This is a genomic window from Tenacibaculum sp., from assembly GCF_050290165.1.
Taxonomy (GTDB): domain Bacteria; phylum Bacteroidota; class Bacteroidia; order Flavobacteriales; family Flavobacteriaceae; genus Polaribacter.
In genome coordinates, this window is record NZ_JBNKHD010000003.1 from 46,652 (window position 1) to 64,640 (window position 17,989).

Genomic DNA, 17,989 nt, shown 5'->3' on the forward strand with positions numbered 1-17,989 from the left:
ACAAGTGACAAGGTTATTTTGAATATCTTGTCACTTGTGTCACGGTGTTTAAAAGGGTTTGATGAGTTAGTTAGTGGTCTTTAATCCATTTATAAATATTAATGATTAAAAATACACTAGCTATAGCTACTAAAAGAAGCATGAATATCTCAGAGATGTTACTTGCTTCATGCATAATAGCTTCAAATAAATGATATACGTTGTATAATCCAGCAATACTTGCCCAAACTAGCGAGGTTACCCTAAACCATTTTTTAGAAATCTCAATGGTTAGCAAACCAAAAAGCAAGCACATTCCTTCAAATAGTATGCGGTACATATGATGTGCAAAAGGAGCTTCACCTGTTGCGCCCTCCATTACTAAGGTTTCATTGTAGTATATATTGAACAGTCCATAAATATGGTGAACTATCCAGCCAATTGCTAAAAATATCCAAAGTATTATAATTTTTGTTCTCATAGGTATGTGGTTTTTATTTTTTAATAATTGATTGTTTTTTTCAGCGGTTAAAATTTGAGTCGTTTTTTGAGTTTCTTCAGTTAACAACTGCTTACGATTTTTGTAATCTATAGGGTGTTTCGCAAAAGCGCTTTGGGCTTTTGCTTCTGGTTTAATTTTAAAGTAGACGAATAGGGCAGTAATTGAAATGCCTATCCATAATAAATCGATTGTAAGGATATCAAATTGTTTAGCCTTGTAAGTGTTCCAAATCCAGTTGTTGGAAACTATACCACTAGCAATTGGAATTAAAAAACCAAGAATAGCTCCTGTTAGAAGAGTAATTTTGTTAGTGAAGTAATTATTTCTTTTAAACCTGAAGTAAATGGTAGCTAATAACCAAATAACAAAAAACCAAGTATATAAAATACTCATTTTTTGGGTTTGATAGTTTTCAGGCAGAATTTTCACTACTAAGAAAAACAAAGCAATAACAGGATACAAAGACAAGCAAATAGCAAGATAAATATGTCCTACTTTAGCTGTGTATAAACGTTGTTTTAAACTCATACTTTTCTTGTTACGAGCTTCTATCCATATGAGTACACCAGTAATAATTACAAAACAAGTGATAAGCGCAAGAATAAAGTAAATAACTTTTACAGCAATACCGCCAAAATTACCATAATGTAAGCGGCTTACAGAAAGTTGAATGTCATCTGTATACTTACTTTCATTAGGATTTCTTACAATCGAAGTTTCATCTGTCTCGAAATCATACAATATCATTCCAGAACTTAAAAAACGTTCTTTATAATCCAGTTCGCCAATCAAGCAATATTTCATGTTGGTACCTCCATAGTTGTTAATTAAAACATAGTTTGAATTAAAATGAGACCAACGGTTGGCGTTCTCTTTCACAAACTGGTTTACACTAGGGATTTCTTTATCTGTTTTAGCAATCCACTCATACGATTTACGGTCTGGACGTAAATCTTCCATTAGTTTATCTTGATTACCACCGTATAAAAAGTTTGCAGGAAGTAAAACAAACAAGCTTAAACAGAAATAAGCAGCAGTAACTGCGTACATAAACTGAAAAGGAAGTCCAATGATACCTAATACAGTATGAGCATCTGTCCACACCCTTTTTAAAGAAACTTTTGGGTTGAATTGATAAAAATTTGAAATAATTTTTTTCCAATGTACAATCACACCAGTAACAATGGCAAATAAAAAGAATAAGGATACAAAACCAGCAAGATAAATTCCTATAGTGGGGATTTGCGTAAAGAAATGTAAGCGGTATAAAAACTCCCCTAAACCATATTTTTCTACATAACTAGCGGTTTCACCAGTATGAATGTTTATAGCTTGATAGTTTTGATATTTCGCTTCATCAGGAATGTTTACTGTATCTTTTGCAGCTGAAGTTAATACATAGATATTGTCACTGTTATGCCCTAAATAAAAACGAATATCTCTACTTGTTAAATGATGCTTTGCTGAGAGTTTTTTTAATAAGAAATCATAATCAATATTTTCTCGAGCAATATTTTGTGAATGTTTGCCATCTTCCCAGGCTTCAATTTCATCTTTAAAAAGAGCAAAAGCCCCCGTAAAAAAAATAACATACAGGGCAACACTTATAACAATACCACTAACGGTATGTGTGTTAAAAAACACATTGTAATTTCTGTTACTCATTACATAAAGGGATTTTGTTGATTTCCGAAGTAATAGATAACATATAGGATTATTGAAATCATGAAGTACAAAATCCAAGCTTTCCATCCATTTTTAAACAAAAAAGGGACAATTAATAAAGCACCCCAAACAATAAAAATGGTATAGATAGATGTAATTAATATTTCTTTAGGATTGGGTAACCATAAAACTAAGCACATATGTAGTAAGGCACTTATGATATATCCACCTATTAAGCCTGCAGAAATTTTTGCAAACTGCTGCCAAGGTGATTGGTTTAAGTATTTAGAGTTAGCAGGCATATTATAAAAAGTATTCTATTATAAAAGTTAACGTGAATAAGACTGATAAGAAAATATAGTTTATCACTCTTAAAGGAACAATGAGAATGATAAGACTTAAAAAAAGTGAAGTAGCCACAAGCCATGTAATGATTCCAGCTGAAAGCCCAAAAAAGGTGATAGATAAGGATAATCCTACAAGTATGAAGATTAACCCAGATATCTTGGTATAAAATTTATTACTGTGAAGCCATTTTTGCAAGGAAATAGCATAAGGCAAATAAGCTTTTTCAGAAGAGTTATATAAGGCATAACATCCGAGGAAAATAATAAGAAAAGTAACTGTTTTCATAGTGGTTTATTGGAGTAACAAAACCCTGAACATAAAGTTCAGAGTTTTGTGTTTATAATATTTAATAATTCAAATAACTATTCATGTTTAAAATTTATAACTAATAGTACCTAAGAATGTTCTTGGGTTTTGAGGGGTAATGGTACTCCATCCTGTAAAATATTCTTTATCAGTAATATTGTTAGCCTTCAAAGCAATTCTATATCTTGATGTTTCGTAATAAATTGAAGCATTGAAAATGGTGTAAGCAGGTAAGATGAATTCTCCTAATTGAGGGTAACTAGCCATAGTGTTAAATTCACTAGTACCATTAAATCCAGCTCCAAAGCCTAAGTTTTTTAATACTCCATCTTGCAATTTATAATCAGCCCAGAAGTTGTAAGCGATTTCTGGACCTGCTTCAGCATATCTTTTTCCTTCAGAAGCTGGAGTGCTTGGTGAGCTAACAACCTTAGCATCGTTATAGCTAAAACCTCCTCTTACGTTTAATCCGCTAACAGGGTTAGCATTAATTTCGACTTCAATACCTTGACTATTTACTTTTCCGTTTTGTTGCTTACTAGGACCGTAACCAATTACTTTATCGCTCACCGTAATATTGTAGTAGTTTACAGTAGCATCTAATTTATTGTTGAATAAGTTTGTTTTGACACCAAACTCATATTGATTGGCTTTTTCTAAATCGTAAGAAACTAACACACGATCAGATGTTGGATTATTAGGATCGCTTGGTGCTAACTCTGGATTTACATAAGAAAACCCATTTTGATAGTTTGCAAAAACAGAAAGTTTATTCAACATAGGTTGATAAACAATTCCAAACTTTGGTGAAAAGGTAGATTTAGTATACGTTTTTTCGTCATCTGAAGTGTCATTTTTATCTCCTTTATAATTGAATCTATCATACCTAACTCCAGCCATTAATGAAAGTTCAGGTAAAATATTTACCACATCAGAAGCGTACACGCCAATAATATTTTGGTTTACATTTGTGTTACTTCTTGCACTGTTAGTTAAAATAGCATCTACGTTTTCTTTATTAATAGGGACACCTGAAACTATTTGACCTTGTGGAGTCACAGCGTTTACCATACCCCATCCAGAGCTTTTATTGATAGATTGAGAATCTAAATAATCGAAACCAACAACAAGTCTATTACGTACCTCGCCAATTTTGAAGTCACCAGTAAAGTTTTGCTGAATATTGAAAGTGTTGGTTTCAGAATCGGTATTTTGAGCTAGTAAACTAAAAAGTGGTAATGCTTGTGTGTTGTCTTGTGGATTTACAGGATTCCATAAATAAGTGTAGATTCCTTTAGATGTAGCATTTCCTCCAGCTATAATAGTTTGAGAGGACCAATTATCAGTAATTTTGTAAGATACTTCTCCTCTATAATTTTGTGTTGGGTTGTTTATAGTGACATCGTTATTGGTTAATGATTTACTTGTGTCGTAGTTCAATTCTTTTAAATTTTTAAATACTAAAGGAACTGACCTGTTTAAAAATAAAAATGTAGGATTGGTTTGTTCATTAGAAGATAATTCGTAGCTAAAATTTAAGGATAATTTGTCATTTATTTTATACGATAATGAAGGCGCTAAGAATAGTGATTTTCTAAATCCTTGATCTTGAAAGCTATCTTCTGATTGATACCCTGCATTTAATCGTAAGGAAATATTTTCGTTATCTTCCAAGTCGGTATTAACATCTAAAGCAATTTTTTTAAAGTTAAAAGAACCTCCGCTAATAGTAATATTACCACCAGTGCCTTGATAAGGTTTTTTAGTAATAATATTTATAAGACCACCATAAGAAGTAATAGTACTACCAAATAAGGTGGCTGAAGGTCCTTTAATGACTTCAATTCTTTCTACGTTATTAGGGTTTACAAAGCCATTAGTAATACCAGAAACTCCATTTACTAGTTTAGGTTGGACAGCAAAACCTCTAAGAGCATAATATCCAGCCCCATCTCCACCACGACCAGTTGAGGTCCAAAGTTTACTAATTCCGACAGAATTTTTTAAGGCATCTTCAAAACTTGTAGTACTTTGAGAAACTAACAGCTGATTAGTGATAGTGCTATAAACTTGTGAGTTTTCTATGTTTTTTAAAGGTAGTTTAGCTACATAAGCGCTTTCTTTTCTTGAAAATTTATTTTTTCTGTTAGTGTCGACAACTACTTCACTTAAAAGTTCATTTCCCTCAAAAAGAACAATTTTTAAATTGTTTGAAGTTTGATTAACGATTACTGTTTTGGTTTTATATCCAACATAAGAAAAAACCAAAGCTTGTTCAGTTTTGCTTGTTAGTCTTTTTATTTCAAAGGAACCATTAACATCTGTTTGTGTTCCATTTTCGGTGCCTTTTGTAATGACCGTAACGCCAATTAAAGGAATACCATTGTTATCTTCTACAATACCACGTATTATGTTTTCTTGTGCTATTGAGACTACTGTAAATAAGATAAAAAAAGTTGTAATTATTTCTTTCATTTTGTTTATTTAGATTGAATAAAAATAAAATTTAAAACAGCAAATGTATTTTATAAGAACAAACAAACAAAGTTTATTTAGATTAATTTTAAATAAAAATTTTTAAGGATTTGAAAATTGGTTACTTAATAGAAAATTATATTCTGTATATTTGTGAGAAGAATAATTAATTATGATGGCTTGTAACCCCTTTGATGGTTTACTTATACTTCTGAAGTTTCTAATAAAGAGAAACCCAGAGTGATTTATATGATTTGGAGAAAGTAGTTTAATTTAAAAATCTTTAAATCAAAAAAATATGCCTTTTTATCATAAATTAGGAAAAATTCCACCTAAAAGACATACTCAATTTCGTAAAGAAGATGGAAGTCTATATTACGAACAATTATTTGGTACGATTGGTTTTGACGGGATGTCAACCAACAGTTATCATGAATACAGACCAACAATGGTCAAAGAAATTCGGAAGCAATATTCGGTTGCTCCTAAAGTAGCCAGAGAAAATAACATTCAATCATATCGTTTTAGAGGGTTTCAGGTACAACCAGAAAATGACTATTTAAAAAGTAGAAAAGTAGTACTTACCAATTCTGATTGTAATATCATTTTAGCAGCTCCAAAAGAATCTACAAAAGATTATTTTTATAAAAATACTGATGCAGATGAGGTAATTTTCATCCATAAAGGAACAGGAAAGTTGCGTACCATGCTTGGGAATTTAGATTTTAAATATGGTGACTATTTAGTAATCCCTCGAGGTATTATTTACAAGTTAGATTTTGATACTGACGATAACAGAATGTTTATTGTAGAATCATATCGTCCAGTATATACACCAAAAAGATACCGAAACTGGTTTGGACAATTATTAGAACATTCGCCATTCTGTGAGCGTGATATTCGTAGACCTGAAGAATTAGAAACACATAACGAAAAAGGAGATTTTGTTATCAATGTAAAAAAGCAAGACGAAATTATTGAAATGGTGTATGCAACACATCCTTTTGATGTGGTTGGATATGATGGATATAATTACCCATATGCTTTTTCAATTCACGATTTCGAACCAATAACAGGACGTATTCATCAACCGCCACCAGTACATCAAACATTTGAAACTGACGCATTTGTGATTTGTAGTTTTGTGCCCCGTTTGTATGATTATCACCCACAAGCAATTCCTGCACCATATAACCATAGTAATATAGACTCTGATGAGGTATTGTATTATGTTGATGGTGATTTTATGAGTAGAAATGATATTGCACCAGGTCATATATCATTACACCCAGCGGGAATTCCTCACGGTCCACATCCAGGAGCTACAGAAAGAAGTATTGGAGAAACAGTAACCGAAGAATTAGCGGTAATGGTAGATACTTTTAAGCCATTAAAAGTAACGGAAGAGGCTATGAAAATAGCAGATGAAGATTATTACAAATCTTGGTTAGAATAACAACATTAACAAACAACATCATGAGTAAAGAGATAAAATCAGTAAACTACGGTTTAGAAAAAATATTTGAAGGAACACAGGACTTCTTACCACTTTTAGGAACAGACTATGTAGAGTTTTATGTAGGTAATGCAAAACAAGCTGCACATTTTTATAAAACAGCATTTGGGTTCCAATCATACGCGTACAAAGGATTAGAAACAGGATCAAGAGATGAGGTTAGTTATGTGTTAAAGCAAGATAAAATACGCTTAGTATTAACAACACCTTTAAACAGTGAATCACCAATTAATGACCATATTGTAAAACATGGTGATGGTGTGAAAGTAGTAGCTCTTTGGGTTGAAGATGCTCGTTCCGCATGGGAAGAAACCACTAAGAGAGGAGCAAAATCATACATGGAGCCAACCGTTGAAACAGATGAACATGGAGAAATTGTTCGTGCTGGTATTTATACCTACGGAGAAACAGTTCATATGTTTGTAGAGCGTAAGAATTATGAAGGAGTGTTTTTACCAGGTTTTCAAGAGTGGAAATCAGATTATACCCCACCATCAGCAGGACTGAAATATATAGACCATATGGTTGGTAATGTTGGTTGGGGACAAATGGATAAATGGGTAAAATGGTATGAAGACGTGATGGGATTTGTAAACTTTTTATCTTTTGATGATAAACAAATTCATACTGAATATTCAGCATTAATGAGTAAAGTTATGAGTAACGGAAATGGTCGTATAAAATTCCCAATTAATGAACCAGCTAAAGCAGCTAAACGTTCACAAATTGAAGAGTACTTAGATTTTTATGAAGGAGAAGGGGTGCAGCATATTGCTGTGGCTACTGATGATATCATTAAAACAGTCTCTCAATTAAAAGCGAACGGAGTAGAGTTCTTACCACCTCCACCTCAATCATATTATGATATGATTCCAGAGCGTTTAGGCGAGCATATGGAAATAATGAAAGAAGATATTTCAAAATTACAAGAGTTGTCTATTTTGGTTGATGCAGATGAAGAAGGGTATTTATTACAAATCTTTACAAAACCTGTTGAAGATAGACCAACGCTATTCTTTGAAATTATTCAACGTATGGGAGCTCGCGGATTTGGAGCAGGAAACTTTAAAGCGTTGTTCGAGTCAATTGAAAGAGAGCAACAATTAAGAGGAACGTTATAAAATCACAAATTATAAGATAAAGCAAATTAAAAACCTTGATTCAAGACCGATTTAATGTCTTGTTTCTTGGTTTTTTGTTTTTAAATGATGGATCGATATTTACTAATAAAATCTCCTTTCTCATAAAACTTACTTGCATGAATAGTAAGTTTTAAATTAATTACAAAAGAATATATAAAAATGAAGAAAGAAGAAATATTAAAAGCAATTGAAGAAAAATACGATAAGTTAGGAGTTCCTGTTGAAGCAATGTTAGAAGGATTACTTTGGAGCGAACCTATAACTTATTGGGATTATATACAAACCGATGCACTTTTAGGGTTACAAATCCCTAGAACTACATTACCTGATGAAATGGTGTTTATCATGTATCATCAAGTAAACGAATTGTTGTTTAAAATGGTATTGTGGGAAATTGATCAGGTAGCTAAATCCTCTGAAATTACCGCTGAAAAGTTCTCAAAGCACCTAATGCGCATCAGTCGTTATTTTGATATGTTGTGTAGTTCGTTTACGGTAATGGGTGAAGGAATGGATGTAGAGCAATACTTAAAATTTCGTAATACCTTAACTCCTGCTAGTGGATTTCAAAGTGCCCAGTATCGTAAGATTGAGTTTGCTTCTACCGATTTGATCAATTTGATAGATGCTCGATATAGGGATACGATTGATAGAAATTCATCATTTAAAAATGCTTATGATCATTTATATTGGCAAGCAGCAGGAAAAAATTATACAACAGGTCAAAAAACTACTTTGTTAACCTTGTTCGAAAAAAAATATATGGGTGATTTTATAGATTTTATGGAAGATTATAATGATTGTAACCTTTCTAGAAAATTTAAACAATTGCCTAAAGAAGTACAGGAAGATGAAGAACTAATTAAAGCAATGCGTCATTATGATTATACAGTGAATGTAAAATGGGTTATGGCTCATTATAATGCAGCAGGAAAATACCTAGGTGGAGGTGATGGAGATTTGGAAGCAACTGGAGGTAGTAATTGGCGTAAATATTTGCATCCAAAGTATCAAAGAAGAATTTTCTTCCCATACCTATGGAGTGAAGAAGAATTAAAAAATTGGGGAACTTTTTAGTCACAATAACAATAAAATAAAAGCTGTTTAATGTTCTGTTAAACAGCTTTTTTAATTTTTGGAATGGTAATTGTCTATCAATTTTCATAAGTTTGAACATTATGAGAAAAAAAATAGTATTTTTTATATTCTTAGTAGCAGCGCAAAGCATTTTTTCACAATGCTGTAAAACAGCTTATAAAAGTGGTGAATGGCTAAGGTTTGATATGAGTTATAGCGGTTTTTTAAAAGCAGGAACAGCAGTTTTGGAGCTTAAAGAAAAAAAGCTAGATGATAAAAAAGTATTGCATGCTGTAGGAAAAGGTAAAACAACAGGAGTAATCAGTTGGTTTTTTAAAGTTGATGATCGATACGAAAGTTATTTTGGTATAGATAAAGTTGAACCTTATTTATTCAAAAGAAAAATAGATGAAGGAGGACATAAAAAAAATCGCCATGTAACTTTTAATCATGATAAGAACACAGCATATGTTCAGGATTTTCGCAAGAAAAAAGACACGCTTATTTCTGTGAATTCACCTCAAGATATGATTTCTACGTTCTATTTTTTAAGAAGTCAAAATATTAAAAACCTTAAAAAAGGAGAAGAAATTAAATTGGATATGTTTTTCGATAATAAGAGTTATCCATTTAAACTAAAATTTTTAGGCTATGAAACATTAAAAACTAAATTTGGTAAAGTCAAAACGCTAAAATTTAGACCATTAGTTCAGGCAGGTAGAGTGTTTAAAGCGCAAGAAAGTGTAACCATATGGATTTCGGCCGATGATAACAAAATACCCGTAAAAATGAAAGCATCATTAGCAGTAGGATCATTGCGTGCAGAGTTAGATGCATACAAAGGGCTAGCGAACCCTTTTGAAATAATAGTTGACTAAAAATATAAAAGCTGTTTATGAATTGTTAAAGTGTAAGGAAAAATAGTATTTATTTGTACTTTTGCGCATAAACTCAAATTTAAAGCAGCTTTTTTTTGAAAAAATTCATCCTTCCATTTATTATTTTGTGTCTTATTTTTTCTTGTAAAGAGGAAAAAAAAGTAGTTGTATCTGAACCAGTTAAAATAGAAAAACCAAAGCCTGTTATAGCTTATGGTTTTAATTTAGATAATTATACGGTTATTAATGATACAATTAAAAATGGAGAGAGTTTTGGGATTATTATGGATAGATATCATGTGATGTATCCTAAAATTAATGAAATAGCTACTAAAATAAAGGACACTTTTGATGTTAGAAGAGTTAGAACTGGTAGAGCATATACAATATTAGCATCTAAAGATTCGTTAGAACAGGCGCAGGTTTTTATTTATAAACATAATAAAGTAGAAGCTACAATTATTGACTTTAAAGATTCAATAATATCAGCATATAAACATAGAGAAAAAATAAAAGTTGTAGAAAAAGAAATTGCAGGCAAAATTTACTCGAATTTATCAGTTACAATGGATAGTTTAAAACTTAGACCAACACTTACAAATACTGTTGCAGATATTTATGCTTGGACTTTAGATTTCTATCGTTTACAAAAGGGAGATACTTTTAAGTTAATCTATGAGGAGAAATATATAAATGACACTACGTTTGTAGGGTATGGAGAAGTAAAAGCAGCTATTTTTACACATGGAGGTGAAGATTTATATGCTTATAAGTTTGTTGCAGATTCGATAAAAAAAATACCTGAATACTATGACCAAGATGGAAATATGCTACGTAGAGCATTTTTAAAATCACCCATAAAGTTCCAGTATAGAATCTCTTCAAGGTATAATTTAAGAAGAAAGATAGCTTTATATGGTAGGGTAAAAGCGCATAAAGGAACTGATTTTGCAGCACCTTATGGAACACCGATTATGACAACTGCAAGTGGTACTGTTGTTGAGTCAGCAAGAAGAGGAGGTAATGGTAATTACGTAAAAGTAAAACATAATAGTACATATACAACTCAATATTTGCATATGAAAAGACGGAATGTTAGGGTGGGTGACTATGTAAAGCAAGGAGATGTTATCGGTTGGGTAGGTATGACAGGAAATACTAGCGGTCCTCATGTTTGTTACCGTTTTTGGAAATATGGAAGACAGGTTGATCCTTTTCGTGAAAAATTACCTTCAGCAGAACCTTTGGATCCTAAAATTAAACCTACATATTTAGAATATATAAAACCATTTAAACAGCAGTTAGATAGCATAAAATTGCCAAAACCTGAACCACTTTCGTTTAAAGAAAAAGAAATTTTAGCTACAAATTAACTATGCCATTATCAAATATAAATCCAACTCAAACTGCTGCTTGGGAAAAATTAACAGAACATTTTAACGAAGTAAAAAGCGTTGAGTTAAAAAACTTATTTCTTGAAAATAAGAATAGAGAACGTGAATTCTCTGTTTGTTTAGATGAATTGTCTGTTGATTATTCTAAAAATCGAATTACAAAGGAAACGATTGATCTGTTAATATCCTTAGCTGAGGAAGTTGAATTAAAAGATGCAATTGAAAAATATTTTTCAGGAGATAAAATTAATGAAACTGAAAACAGAGCAGTGTTGCATACAGCCTTGAGAAGTAGTTCTGATTCTTCTATTGTTGTAGACGGAAAAGATATTAAGCCTAAAATTCAATCTGCTTTTCGAAAAATGAAAGCTTTTAGTGGTAAAGTAATTTCAGGAAAATGGAAAGGGTATACAGGTAAACCAATTACTGATATAGTTAATATAGGAATAGGAGGTTCTGATTTAGGACCAAAGATGGTAGTTGAGAGTCTTAGGTTTTATAAAAATAGATTAAACATACACTTTGTTTCTAATATTGATGGAGATCATGTGTCTGAGGTGTTAAAAAAAGTTAACCCAGAAACCACCTTATTTATAGTAGTTTCTAAGAGTTTTACTACTCAAGAAACAATAAATAATGCTAACACAATACGAGATTGGTTTTTAAAATCAGCTACAGTTTTTGATGTTTCTAAACATTTTATTGCCGTGTCTTGTAATTTGAAAGCAGTAGATAATTTTGGAATAGACAAAAAAAATGTGTTCCCAATGTGGGATTGGGTTGGGGGACGATTTTCACTATGGTCAACAGTAGGTTTGTCTATCTGTTTAGCTATAGGTTTTGAGAATTTCAAAGAATTATTAAGAGGAGCAGAAAAAATAGATAAGCATTTTAGATCTGCAAGTTTTGATAAAAATATACCTGTAATGCTGGCTTTGATAAGTATTTGGTATAATAATTTTTTTGAAGCTGAAACAGAAATGATCTTACCTTATAGTGAATATTTGGAAAAATTTCCAATGTATTTACAACAAGCGGCAATGGAAAGTAATGGGAAAAATGTTGATAGAAATGGTGATGAGATAGATTACCAAACAGGGACTATTGTTTGGGGAGGAACAGGAGTGAATTCTCAACATGCTTTTATGCAGTTACTACACCATGGAACTAAATTAATACCTGTTGATTTTATTGGATTTAAAGAATCTTTATATAATTTAGAGGATCATCATGAGAAACTAATGGCAAATTATTTTGCCCAACGAGATGCTTTGGCTTTTGGTAAGACAAAAGAAGATGCACACTTAGATTTAAAAATAAATAACCACTCAAATAAGATTCATGAACTTTTACCTTATAAAGTATTTAAAGGTAACCATCCAAGCAACTCAATTTTATTTGATAAATTAACTCCATTTTCTTTAGGGATGCTCATAGCTATATATGAACATAAAATTTTTACTCAAGGTGTAATCTGGAATATTTATTCTTTTGACCAGTTTGGTGTAGAGCTTGGAAAAGAATTGGCTCAAAAAACGTTTGCTTCTGATAAATATTTTAAAAACTAAACCTTTTTAGATTTTTTTAAGATATAGTGATTTTTTGTTAATAAGCTTATTGAAATGTAATTAACTGAAAGTCAGTGAAAAACATTTTTTTTCTTACTTTGTAATGTCTTAATTTCTTGTTAAAACTTAACATTAAGTTAATACTGACAATATGTAAAAGCAGGATATTTGCACTTGCATTTAATAACAATTAGATTAAAAAATGAAAACATTTAAAAATGTATTACTTGTAGCTTTGTTCTTTGTAACGGCTACGGTCTTAGGACAAACAAAAATTACTGGTAAAGTAGTTGACGAAATGGGGGAACCATTACCAGGAGCTAACGTTGTAGTAAAAGGGACTACTAACGGAACTGCTACTGATTTTGATGGTAAATTTATGTTAAGCGCTAGCGCAGAATCAGGAGTAGTAGTAGTGTCTTTTGTAGGGTACAACAAAAAAGAAGTATCTTACTCAGGAGCAGCAGACTTAGGAACAATAGCTTTAGAGCCTTCTAACACTTTAGATGAAATTGTAATCATAGGTAAAGGGGTAATTGATTTAGCTGGAGGAAGAAAAACACCAGTAGCGGTTTCTACAATTAAAGCAGCTGAGATTCAGAAAAAAATAGGAACACAAGATGTTACTATGGCTTTAGTAAATACTCCATCTGTTTATGTTGCAGGACAATCAGGTGGTTTTGGAGACTCTAGAATTTCTGTACGTGGATTTGATCAAACGAATACAGCTTTCTTATTAAACGGACAGCCAATTAATGGTATGGAAGATGGAAAAATGTACTGGTCTAACTGGTCAGGAGTTAACGATATTGCTAGTGCAGTACAGATTCAAAGAGGGTTAGGAGCTTCAAAATTAGCTATTTCTTCTGTTGGAGGTACTATGAACTTTGTAACTAAGACAACAGACAAGAAAGAAGGAGGGTATTTTTATGCTGGTACCGCAAATGACAACTACTATAAGGTATCTGCTGTATATAATACAGGTTTGAGTCAAAGTGGATGGGGAGCGAGTGTTATGCTTTCTCATTGGCAAGGAGACGGATATTTTGATGGTACAAAGGGACAAGGTCAAACTTATTTTATTTCTTTTGGTTACAAGCCAAATGAGAAACATAATTTCAACTTTTTACTTACAGGAGCTCCTCAATGGCATGATCAAAATTTCACAAAAAGTATCCAAACATACTTAGACAAAGGTACTAAGTATAACGATAATTGGGGTACTTATAAAGGAGAGTACATGTCAGAAAGAAGAAACTTCTATCATAAACCAGTATTAAACCTTAACTGGGATTATGATATTTCTGAAGTGTCAAGATTATCTACTGTTTTATACGCTTCGTTTGGTCGAGGAGGAGGAACTGGAAACAGAGGGTCTAGAGTAAGAACAGCTGATGGACTTATAGATTATGATGCAATTTATGCAAATAATGCAGCTGCTGGTGGAGTAGGTATGTTTGGTAATGGTACATATATTACTAGAGCTTCAATGAATAACCATGAGTGGTTTGGTTTAGTTTCTAACTTTGAACATGATATCAACGAAAATTTAACTTTTAATATTGGAGCAGATGTTAGAACATACTATGGAACTCACTTTAGACAAGTAGCAAATTTCCATGGTTTAGATTCTTGGACAGAAGATAGAGATTTAAAAGATGGGACTCATAATGAAGTTGGTCCTACTGTATCGGTTACAGCTACTGAAAGCTTTGGTACTAATCCTTGGTCAACAATGTTTAATTCAGCTGGAGAAGATCAAAGAATTGATTATGATAGTAGCGAAAGAATTACTTATGGTGGAGTATTTACTCAACTTGAGTATTCAAATGATAACATGTCTGCGTTCTTCCAAGGAGCTATTTCTAATCAACAACACCAAAGATTTGATAGATATGATTATTTACCAGAGTATGAAGATTCAAAAAAAGTTGATAACTTAGGTTACAATTTAAAAATGGGACTTGGTTTTAAAACTTCTGAAAAGGGATCATTCTATTTCAATACAGGTTATTATTCTCGTCAACCTTACCATGATAATATTTTTAACAATTTTGATAACTCTATTAACCCAAGTTCTCAAAATGAAGATATTTATGGTTTAGAATTTGGATATAACTTTAAATCAGAATTTTTCAGTGCAAATGTTAACTTATACAATACTGTATGGAAGAACAGAGTTGATGCAACTACTGATGTTGTAAATAATGTTGTTACTATTACTGAAACTACAGGTCAAAGTCAATATCATAAAGGAGTTGAATTTGATTTTGTAGCTAAACCATTAGCACAGTTAAATGTTAAAGGTTTCCTTTCAGTAGGAGATTGGATTTATACAGGGGAGGTAGTTACAAGAACTTTAGATGAAGATAGAAATGTTACAGCTCCATCTACAACTGTAGAAGTAGATGGTCGCCATGTAGGAGATGCAGCTCAGTTTACAGCTGGTCTTGGGTTTGATTATTCTATAACTGATGATCTTAGCATTGATTCTGATTACAGATTCTATGATGAATTGTATTCTAATAATGGTGCTACAAATGAAGATTTAAAATTACCTTCTTATGGTTTATTAGATGCGGGTGTATCTTATAAATTAAGATTAGGTGAAGGTTCTAAATCTTTAAACTTTAGAGCGAATGTTAATAATGTTTTAGATACTGAATATATTTCAGAATTAAGAAGTTCTTATCAGGTAGGTGCAGGTACAACAAATACCTATAAAGGTATTGATACTCGTAACTCTGGTTACTTTGGTATGGGTACTACATGGAATTTCTCTGTAAGATACAACTTCTAATTATTTAGAATTAAAAATATTCAAAAACCACCTCACTAGAGGTGGTTTTTTTATGCAGAAAATTCAGTATTTTTACACAGACAAAACTTAAAAATCATGATGAAAACATTACACTCTTATTGGGCATACGTTGTATTAGCAGTTTTAATATTTACGGTTGTAAATGCTATTATAGGATTAGTACAGAAAAAAGAATTTACCCACAAAGAGTTCCGTTTAGGCTTATTTACGCTAATCACAGCACATATTCAATTATTAATTGGTTTAGGATGGTATTTTATGTCACCTTGGTATAAGGCTTTAAAAGCAAATGGAGGAGAAGTAATGAGTGAACCAATGACACGATTATTAGCTATTGAACACCCTTTAACAATGATTATTGCTATTACATTAATCACTATAGGATGGTCTAAACATAAAAAACAAGTTAAAAGCGAAGCTAAATTTAAAACCTTTGCCATCTTTTATGGATTGGCTTTAGTGTTAATATTAGCAAGAATTCCTTGGAATAATTGGTTTTAAGACAAATTTATAGTCCCGCTTTCGCGGGATTTTCTATTTTTGCGCTTTAGTAAAAAGTTAATAATGAAATTTTTAAGCTATATACTCTCATCAATCTTTGGATTGGTATTTTTTTCTTTACTGTTAATTTTCCATCCAATACAGTGGGTGGGGTTAAAACTTTTTGGTCAAGAAGGGCATCAAAAAGTAGTAAACATCATGAATTGGTTTCTAATAAAATCACTGTTAATATTAGGAATTCGCGTTCAATTTGAAAATAAACAAGAGTTACCAGAAAATACTACATTAATTTTTGTAGCAAATCATCAAAGTACATTTGATATTCCGCCAATTATTTGGTATCTTAGGAGGCACTACCCAAAGTTTGTATCTAAAAAAGAATTAGGAAAAGGAATTCCAAGTATCTCTTTCAATTTAAAATATGGAGGAGCTGCTTTAATTGACAGGAAAGATCCTAAGCAAGCCTTATCTGAATTAGGTAAGTTCGCCAAACGAATTAATGAAAATAAATGGTCTGCAGCGATTTTTCCGGAAGGAACAAGAAGTAGAACAGGAAAACCAAAGGCATTCTCTGTAAACGGGCTTAAAATGATAGCTAAATACAATCCACAGGCTTATATCGTTCCGTTATCAATAAATAACTCGTGGAAAGTATTTAAATACGGGAAATTCCCATTAGGAATTGGCAGTCCGATAAAAATTGTAACTCACGAACCTATAAAAGTTGATAGTTTACCGTTTGATGAGTTAGTAACCAAAGTGGAAACAACAGTTAAGTCTGGAATACACTAAAAAACAAATAACAATAAATATAAACCCTTAAATTTAATTATGTCATTACAAAACATTCGAAAGGAAGTAATGCAAACGCTGGAAAAAAACATTGACAGTTTTGTAGACAAATTCTTAATGCCAATCGAAAAAATTTGGCAACCGACCGATTTTTTACCAAACTCACAACAAGATTCTTTTATTGATGAAGTAAAAGAAATTCAAGAGCTATCAAAAGAGCTTGATGATGACTTTTGGGTGGTTTTGGTAGGAGATACTATTACTGAAGAAGCATTACCAACTTATGAATCTTGGTTGTTAGACCTAGACGGAGTAACACAACAACCGGATAATGGTTGGGCAAAATGGGTTCGTGCTTGGACCGCTGAAGAAAACCGTCATGGAGATGTGTTAAACAAGTATTTATATCTTTCAGGAAGAGTAAATATGCGTGAGGTAGAAATGTCTACACAGCATTTAATTGCTGACGGATTTGATATTGGTACCGCTACCGATCCGTACAAAAACTTCGTATATACAAGTTTTCAAGAGTTAGCAACGTACATTTCACACAATAATGTAGCCAAAATAGCTAAAAAACAAGGACACAAAGCTTTGGCAAAAATGTCTAAAATCATTGCTGGAGATGAAATGCGTCATCACATGGCCTACACGGAGTTTGTTAAAGAAATTTTTAAGATAGATCCAAGTGAAATGATGTTGGCATTTCAACACATGATGAAGCACAAGATTGTAATGCCTGCTATGCATTTAAGAGAATCTTTCGGTGCTAAAGGAAGTTTATTTGATGACTTCTCTGCAGTAGCACAAAGAATAGGTGTGTACACTGGTTTTGATTATGTAGATATCTTGAAAAAGTTAAATACGACTTGGGAAATTGATAAGATTACTAATTTAACCCCAGAAGCAGAAAAAGCACGTGATTTCTTAATGAAATTACCAGACAGAATGTATCGAATCACTGAACGTATCGTAGTGCCCGATACAAAGTTCAATTTTAAATGGATGATTCCAGCATAAGAATA

14 protein-coding genes are annotated in these 17,989 nt (G+C 32.0%); 11 read left to right on the forward strand and 3 right to left on the reverse strand.

What is annotated here, in order from left to right; genetic code table 11:
* Nucleotides 1-70: 70 nt before the first annotated feature.
* Together ACQY6M_RS04740 and ACQY6M_RS04745 are read right to left on the reverse strand one after the other, a co-directional pair.
* Nucleotides 71-2,146 carry a PepSY-associated TM helix domain-containing protein gene (locus tag ACQY6M_RS04740; protein WP_428743605.1) on the reverse strand — a complete coding sequence of 692 codons (2,076 nt, stop codon included), beginning with the start codon at nucleotides 2,144-2,146 and terminating at the stop codon, nucleotides 71-73.
* Nucleotides 2,146-2,448, reverse strand: coding sequence for a hypothetical protein (locus ACQY6M_RS04745; RefSeq protein ID WP_428743606.1), 303 nt, complete (start codon nucleotides 2,446-2,448; stop codon nucleotides 2,146-2,148). Before ACQY6M_RS04745 ends, ACQY6M_RS04740 begins: the two co-directional genes overlap by 1 nt.
* Before the next feature lie 86 nt (nucleotides 2,449-2,534).
* Between ACQY6M_RS04745 and ACQY6M_RS04750 the strand changes: the two genes are divergently transcribed.
* Entirely contained in the window at nucleotides 2,535-2,660 is a 126-nt protein-coding gene (locus ACQY6M_RS04750; protein WP_428743607.1) for a hypothetical protein, read from the forward strand.
* 206 nt (nucleotides 2,661-2,866) lie between these two features.
* On the opposite strand, the gene ACQY6M_RS04755 is transcribed toward ACQY6M_RS04750, so the two are convergent.
* A complete protein-coding gene (locus ACQY6M_RS04755) occupies nucleotides 2,867-5,275 on the reverse strand; it encodes a TonB-dependent siderophore receptor (protein ID WP_428743608.1) in 2,409 nt (802 codons plus the stop codon).
* A 298-nt stretch (nucleotides 5,276-5,573) separates the two neighbouring features.
* Between ACQY6M_RS04755 and ACQY6M_RS04760 the strand changes: the two genes are divergently transcribed.
* The 10 genes from ACQY6M_RS04760 (at nucleotide 5,574) to ACQY6M_RS04805 (ending at nucleotide 17,984) form a co-directional block, all read left to right on the forward strand.
* Nucleotides 5,574-6,731 carry a homogentisate 1,2-dioxygenase gene (locus ACQY6M_RS04760; RefSeq protein WP_428743609.1) on the forward strand — a complete coding sequence of 386 codons (1,158 nt, stop codon included), beginning with the start codon at nucleotides 5,574-5,576 and terminating at the stop codon, nucleotides 6,729-6,731.
* 20 nt (nucleotides 6,732-6,751) lie between these two features.
* The gene (gene hppD, locus ACQY6M_RS04765; RefSeq protein ID WP_428743610.1) at nucleotides 6,752-7,912 is read left to right on the forward strand and encodes a 4-hydroxyphenylpyruvate dioxygenase; all 1,161 of its coding nucleotides are present in this window, start codon (nucleotides 6,752-6,754) and stop codon (nucleotides 7,910-7,912) included.
* Nucleotides 7,913-8,092: 180 nt separating this feature from the next.
* The gene (locus ACQY6M_RS04770; RefSeq protein ID WP_428743611.1) at nucleotides 8,093-9,010 is read left to right on the forward strand and encodes a tryptophan 2,3-dioxygenase family protein; all 918 of its coding nucleotides are present in this window, start codon (nucleotides 8,093-8,095) and stop codon (nucleotides 9,008-9,010) included.
* A 101-nt stretch (nucleotides 9,011-9,111) separates the two neighbouring features.
* The gene (locus ACQY6M_RS04775; RefSeq protein WP_428743612.1) at nucleotides 9,112-9,888 is read left to right on the forward strand and encodes a DUF3108 domain-containing protein; all 777 of its coding nucleotides are present in this window, start codon (nucleotides 9,112-9,114) and stop codon (nucleotides 9,886-9,888) included.
* Between the two features lie 95 nt (nucleotides 9,889-9,983).
* Nucleotides 9,984-11,261 (forward strand): peptidoglycan DD-metalloendopeptidase family protein, encoded by a 1,278-nt coding sequence (locus ACQY6M_RS04780; protein WP_428743613.1) that lies wholly within the window; start codon nucleotides 9,984-9,986, stop codon nucleotides 11,259-11,261.
* 2 nt (nucleotides 11,262-11,263) lie between these two features.
* Nucleotides 11,264-12,850, forward strand: a complete 1,587-nt coding sequence (pgi, locus tag ACQY6M_RS04785; protein ID WP_428743614.1) for a glucose-6-phosphate isomerase — start codon at nucleotides 11,264-11,266, stop codon at nucleotides 12,848-12,850.
* 202 nt (nucleotides 12,851-13,052) lie between these two features.
* Nucleotides 13,053-15,650, forward strand: a complete 2,598-nt coding sequence (locus ACQY6M_RS04790) for a TonB-dependent receptor (RefSeq protein WP_428743615.1) — start codon at nucleotides 13,053-13,055, stop codon at nucleotides 15,648-15,650.
* A gap of 99 nt (nucleotides 15,651-15,749) precedes the next feature.
* Nucleotides 15,750-16,172, forward strand: a complete 423-nt coding sequence (locus ACQY6M_RS04795) for a hypothetical protein (RefSeq protein WP_428743685.1) — start codon at nucleotides 15,750-15,752, stop codon at nucleotides 16,170-16,172.
* 63 nt (nucleotides 16,173-16,235) lie between these two features.
* Nucleotides 16,236-16,964 carry a lysophospholipid acyltransferase family protein gene (locus ACQY6M_RS04800; RefSeq protein ID WP_428743616.1) on the forward strand — a complete coding sequence of 243 codons (729 nt, stop codon included), beginning with the start codon at nucleotides 16,236-16,238 and terminating at the stop codon, nucleotides 16,962-16,964.
* Nucleotides 16,965-17,003: 39 nt separating this feature from the next.
* Nucleotides 17,004-17,984, forward strand: coding sequence for an acyl-ACP desaturase (locus ACQY6M_RS04805; protein WP_428743617.1), 981 nt, complete (start codon nucleotides 17,004-17,006; stop codon nucleotides 17,982-17,984).
* Nucleotides 17,985-17,989: the final 5 nt, after the last annotated feature.

Coding starts and splice junctions, on each gene's coding strand:
- ACQY6M_RS04745 (WP_428743606.1), bottom strand. CDS start 2,448: ATGCCTGCTAACTCTAAATACTTAAACCAATCACCTTGGCAGCAGTTT.
- ACQY6M_RS04755 (WP_428743608.1), bottom strand. CDS start 5,275: ATGAAAGAAATAATTACAACTTTTTTTATCTTATTTACAGTAGTCTCA.
- ACQY6M_RS04740 (WP_428743605.1), bottom strand. CDS start 2,146: ATGAGTAACAGAAATTACAATGTGTTTTTTAACACACATACCGTTAGT.
- ACQY6M_RS04750 (WP_428743607.1), top strand. CDS start 2,535: ATGATAAGACTTAAAAAAAGTGAAGTAGCCACAAGCCATGTAATGATT.
- pgi (WP_428743614.1), top strand. CDS start 11,264: ATGCCATTATCAAATATAAATCCAACTCAAACTGCTGCTTGGGAAAAA.
- ACQY6M_RS04775 (WP_428743612.1), top strand. CDS start 9,112: ATGAGAAAAAAAATAGTATTTTTTATATTCTTAGTAGCAGCGCAAAGC.
- hppD (WP_428743610.1), top strand. CDS start 6,752: ATGAGTAAAGAGATAAAATCAGTAAACTACGGTTTAGAAAAAATATTT.
- ACQY6M_RS04770 (WP_428743611.1), top strand. CDS start 8,093: ATGAAGAAAGAAGAAATATTAAAAGCAATTGAAGAAAAATACGATAAG.
- ACQY6M_RS04790 (WP_428743615.1), top strand. CDS start 13,053: ATGAAAACATTTAAAAATGTATTACTTGTAGCTTTGTTCTTTGTAACG.
- ACQY6M_RS04760 (WP_428743609.1), top strand. CDS start 5,574: ATGCCTTTTTATCATAAATTAGGAAAAATTCCACCTAAAAGACATACT.
- ACQY6M_RS04805 (WP_428743617.1), top strand. CDS start 17,004: ATGTCATTACAAAACATTCGAAAGGAAGTAATGCAAACGCTGGAAAAA.
- ACQY6M_RS04795 (WP_428743685.1), top strand. CDS start 15,750: ATGAAAACATTACACTCTTATTGGGCATACGTTGTATTAGCAGTTTTA.
- ACQY6M_RS04800 (WP_428743616.1), top strand. CDS start 16,236: ATGAAATTTTTAAGCTATATACTCTCATCAATCTTTGGATTGGTATTT.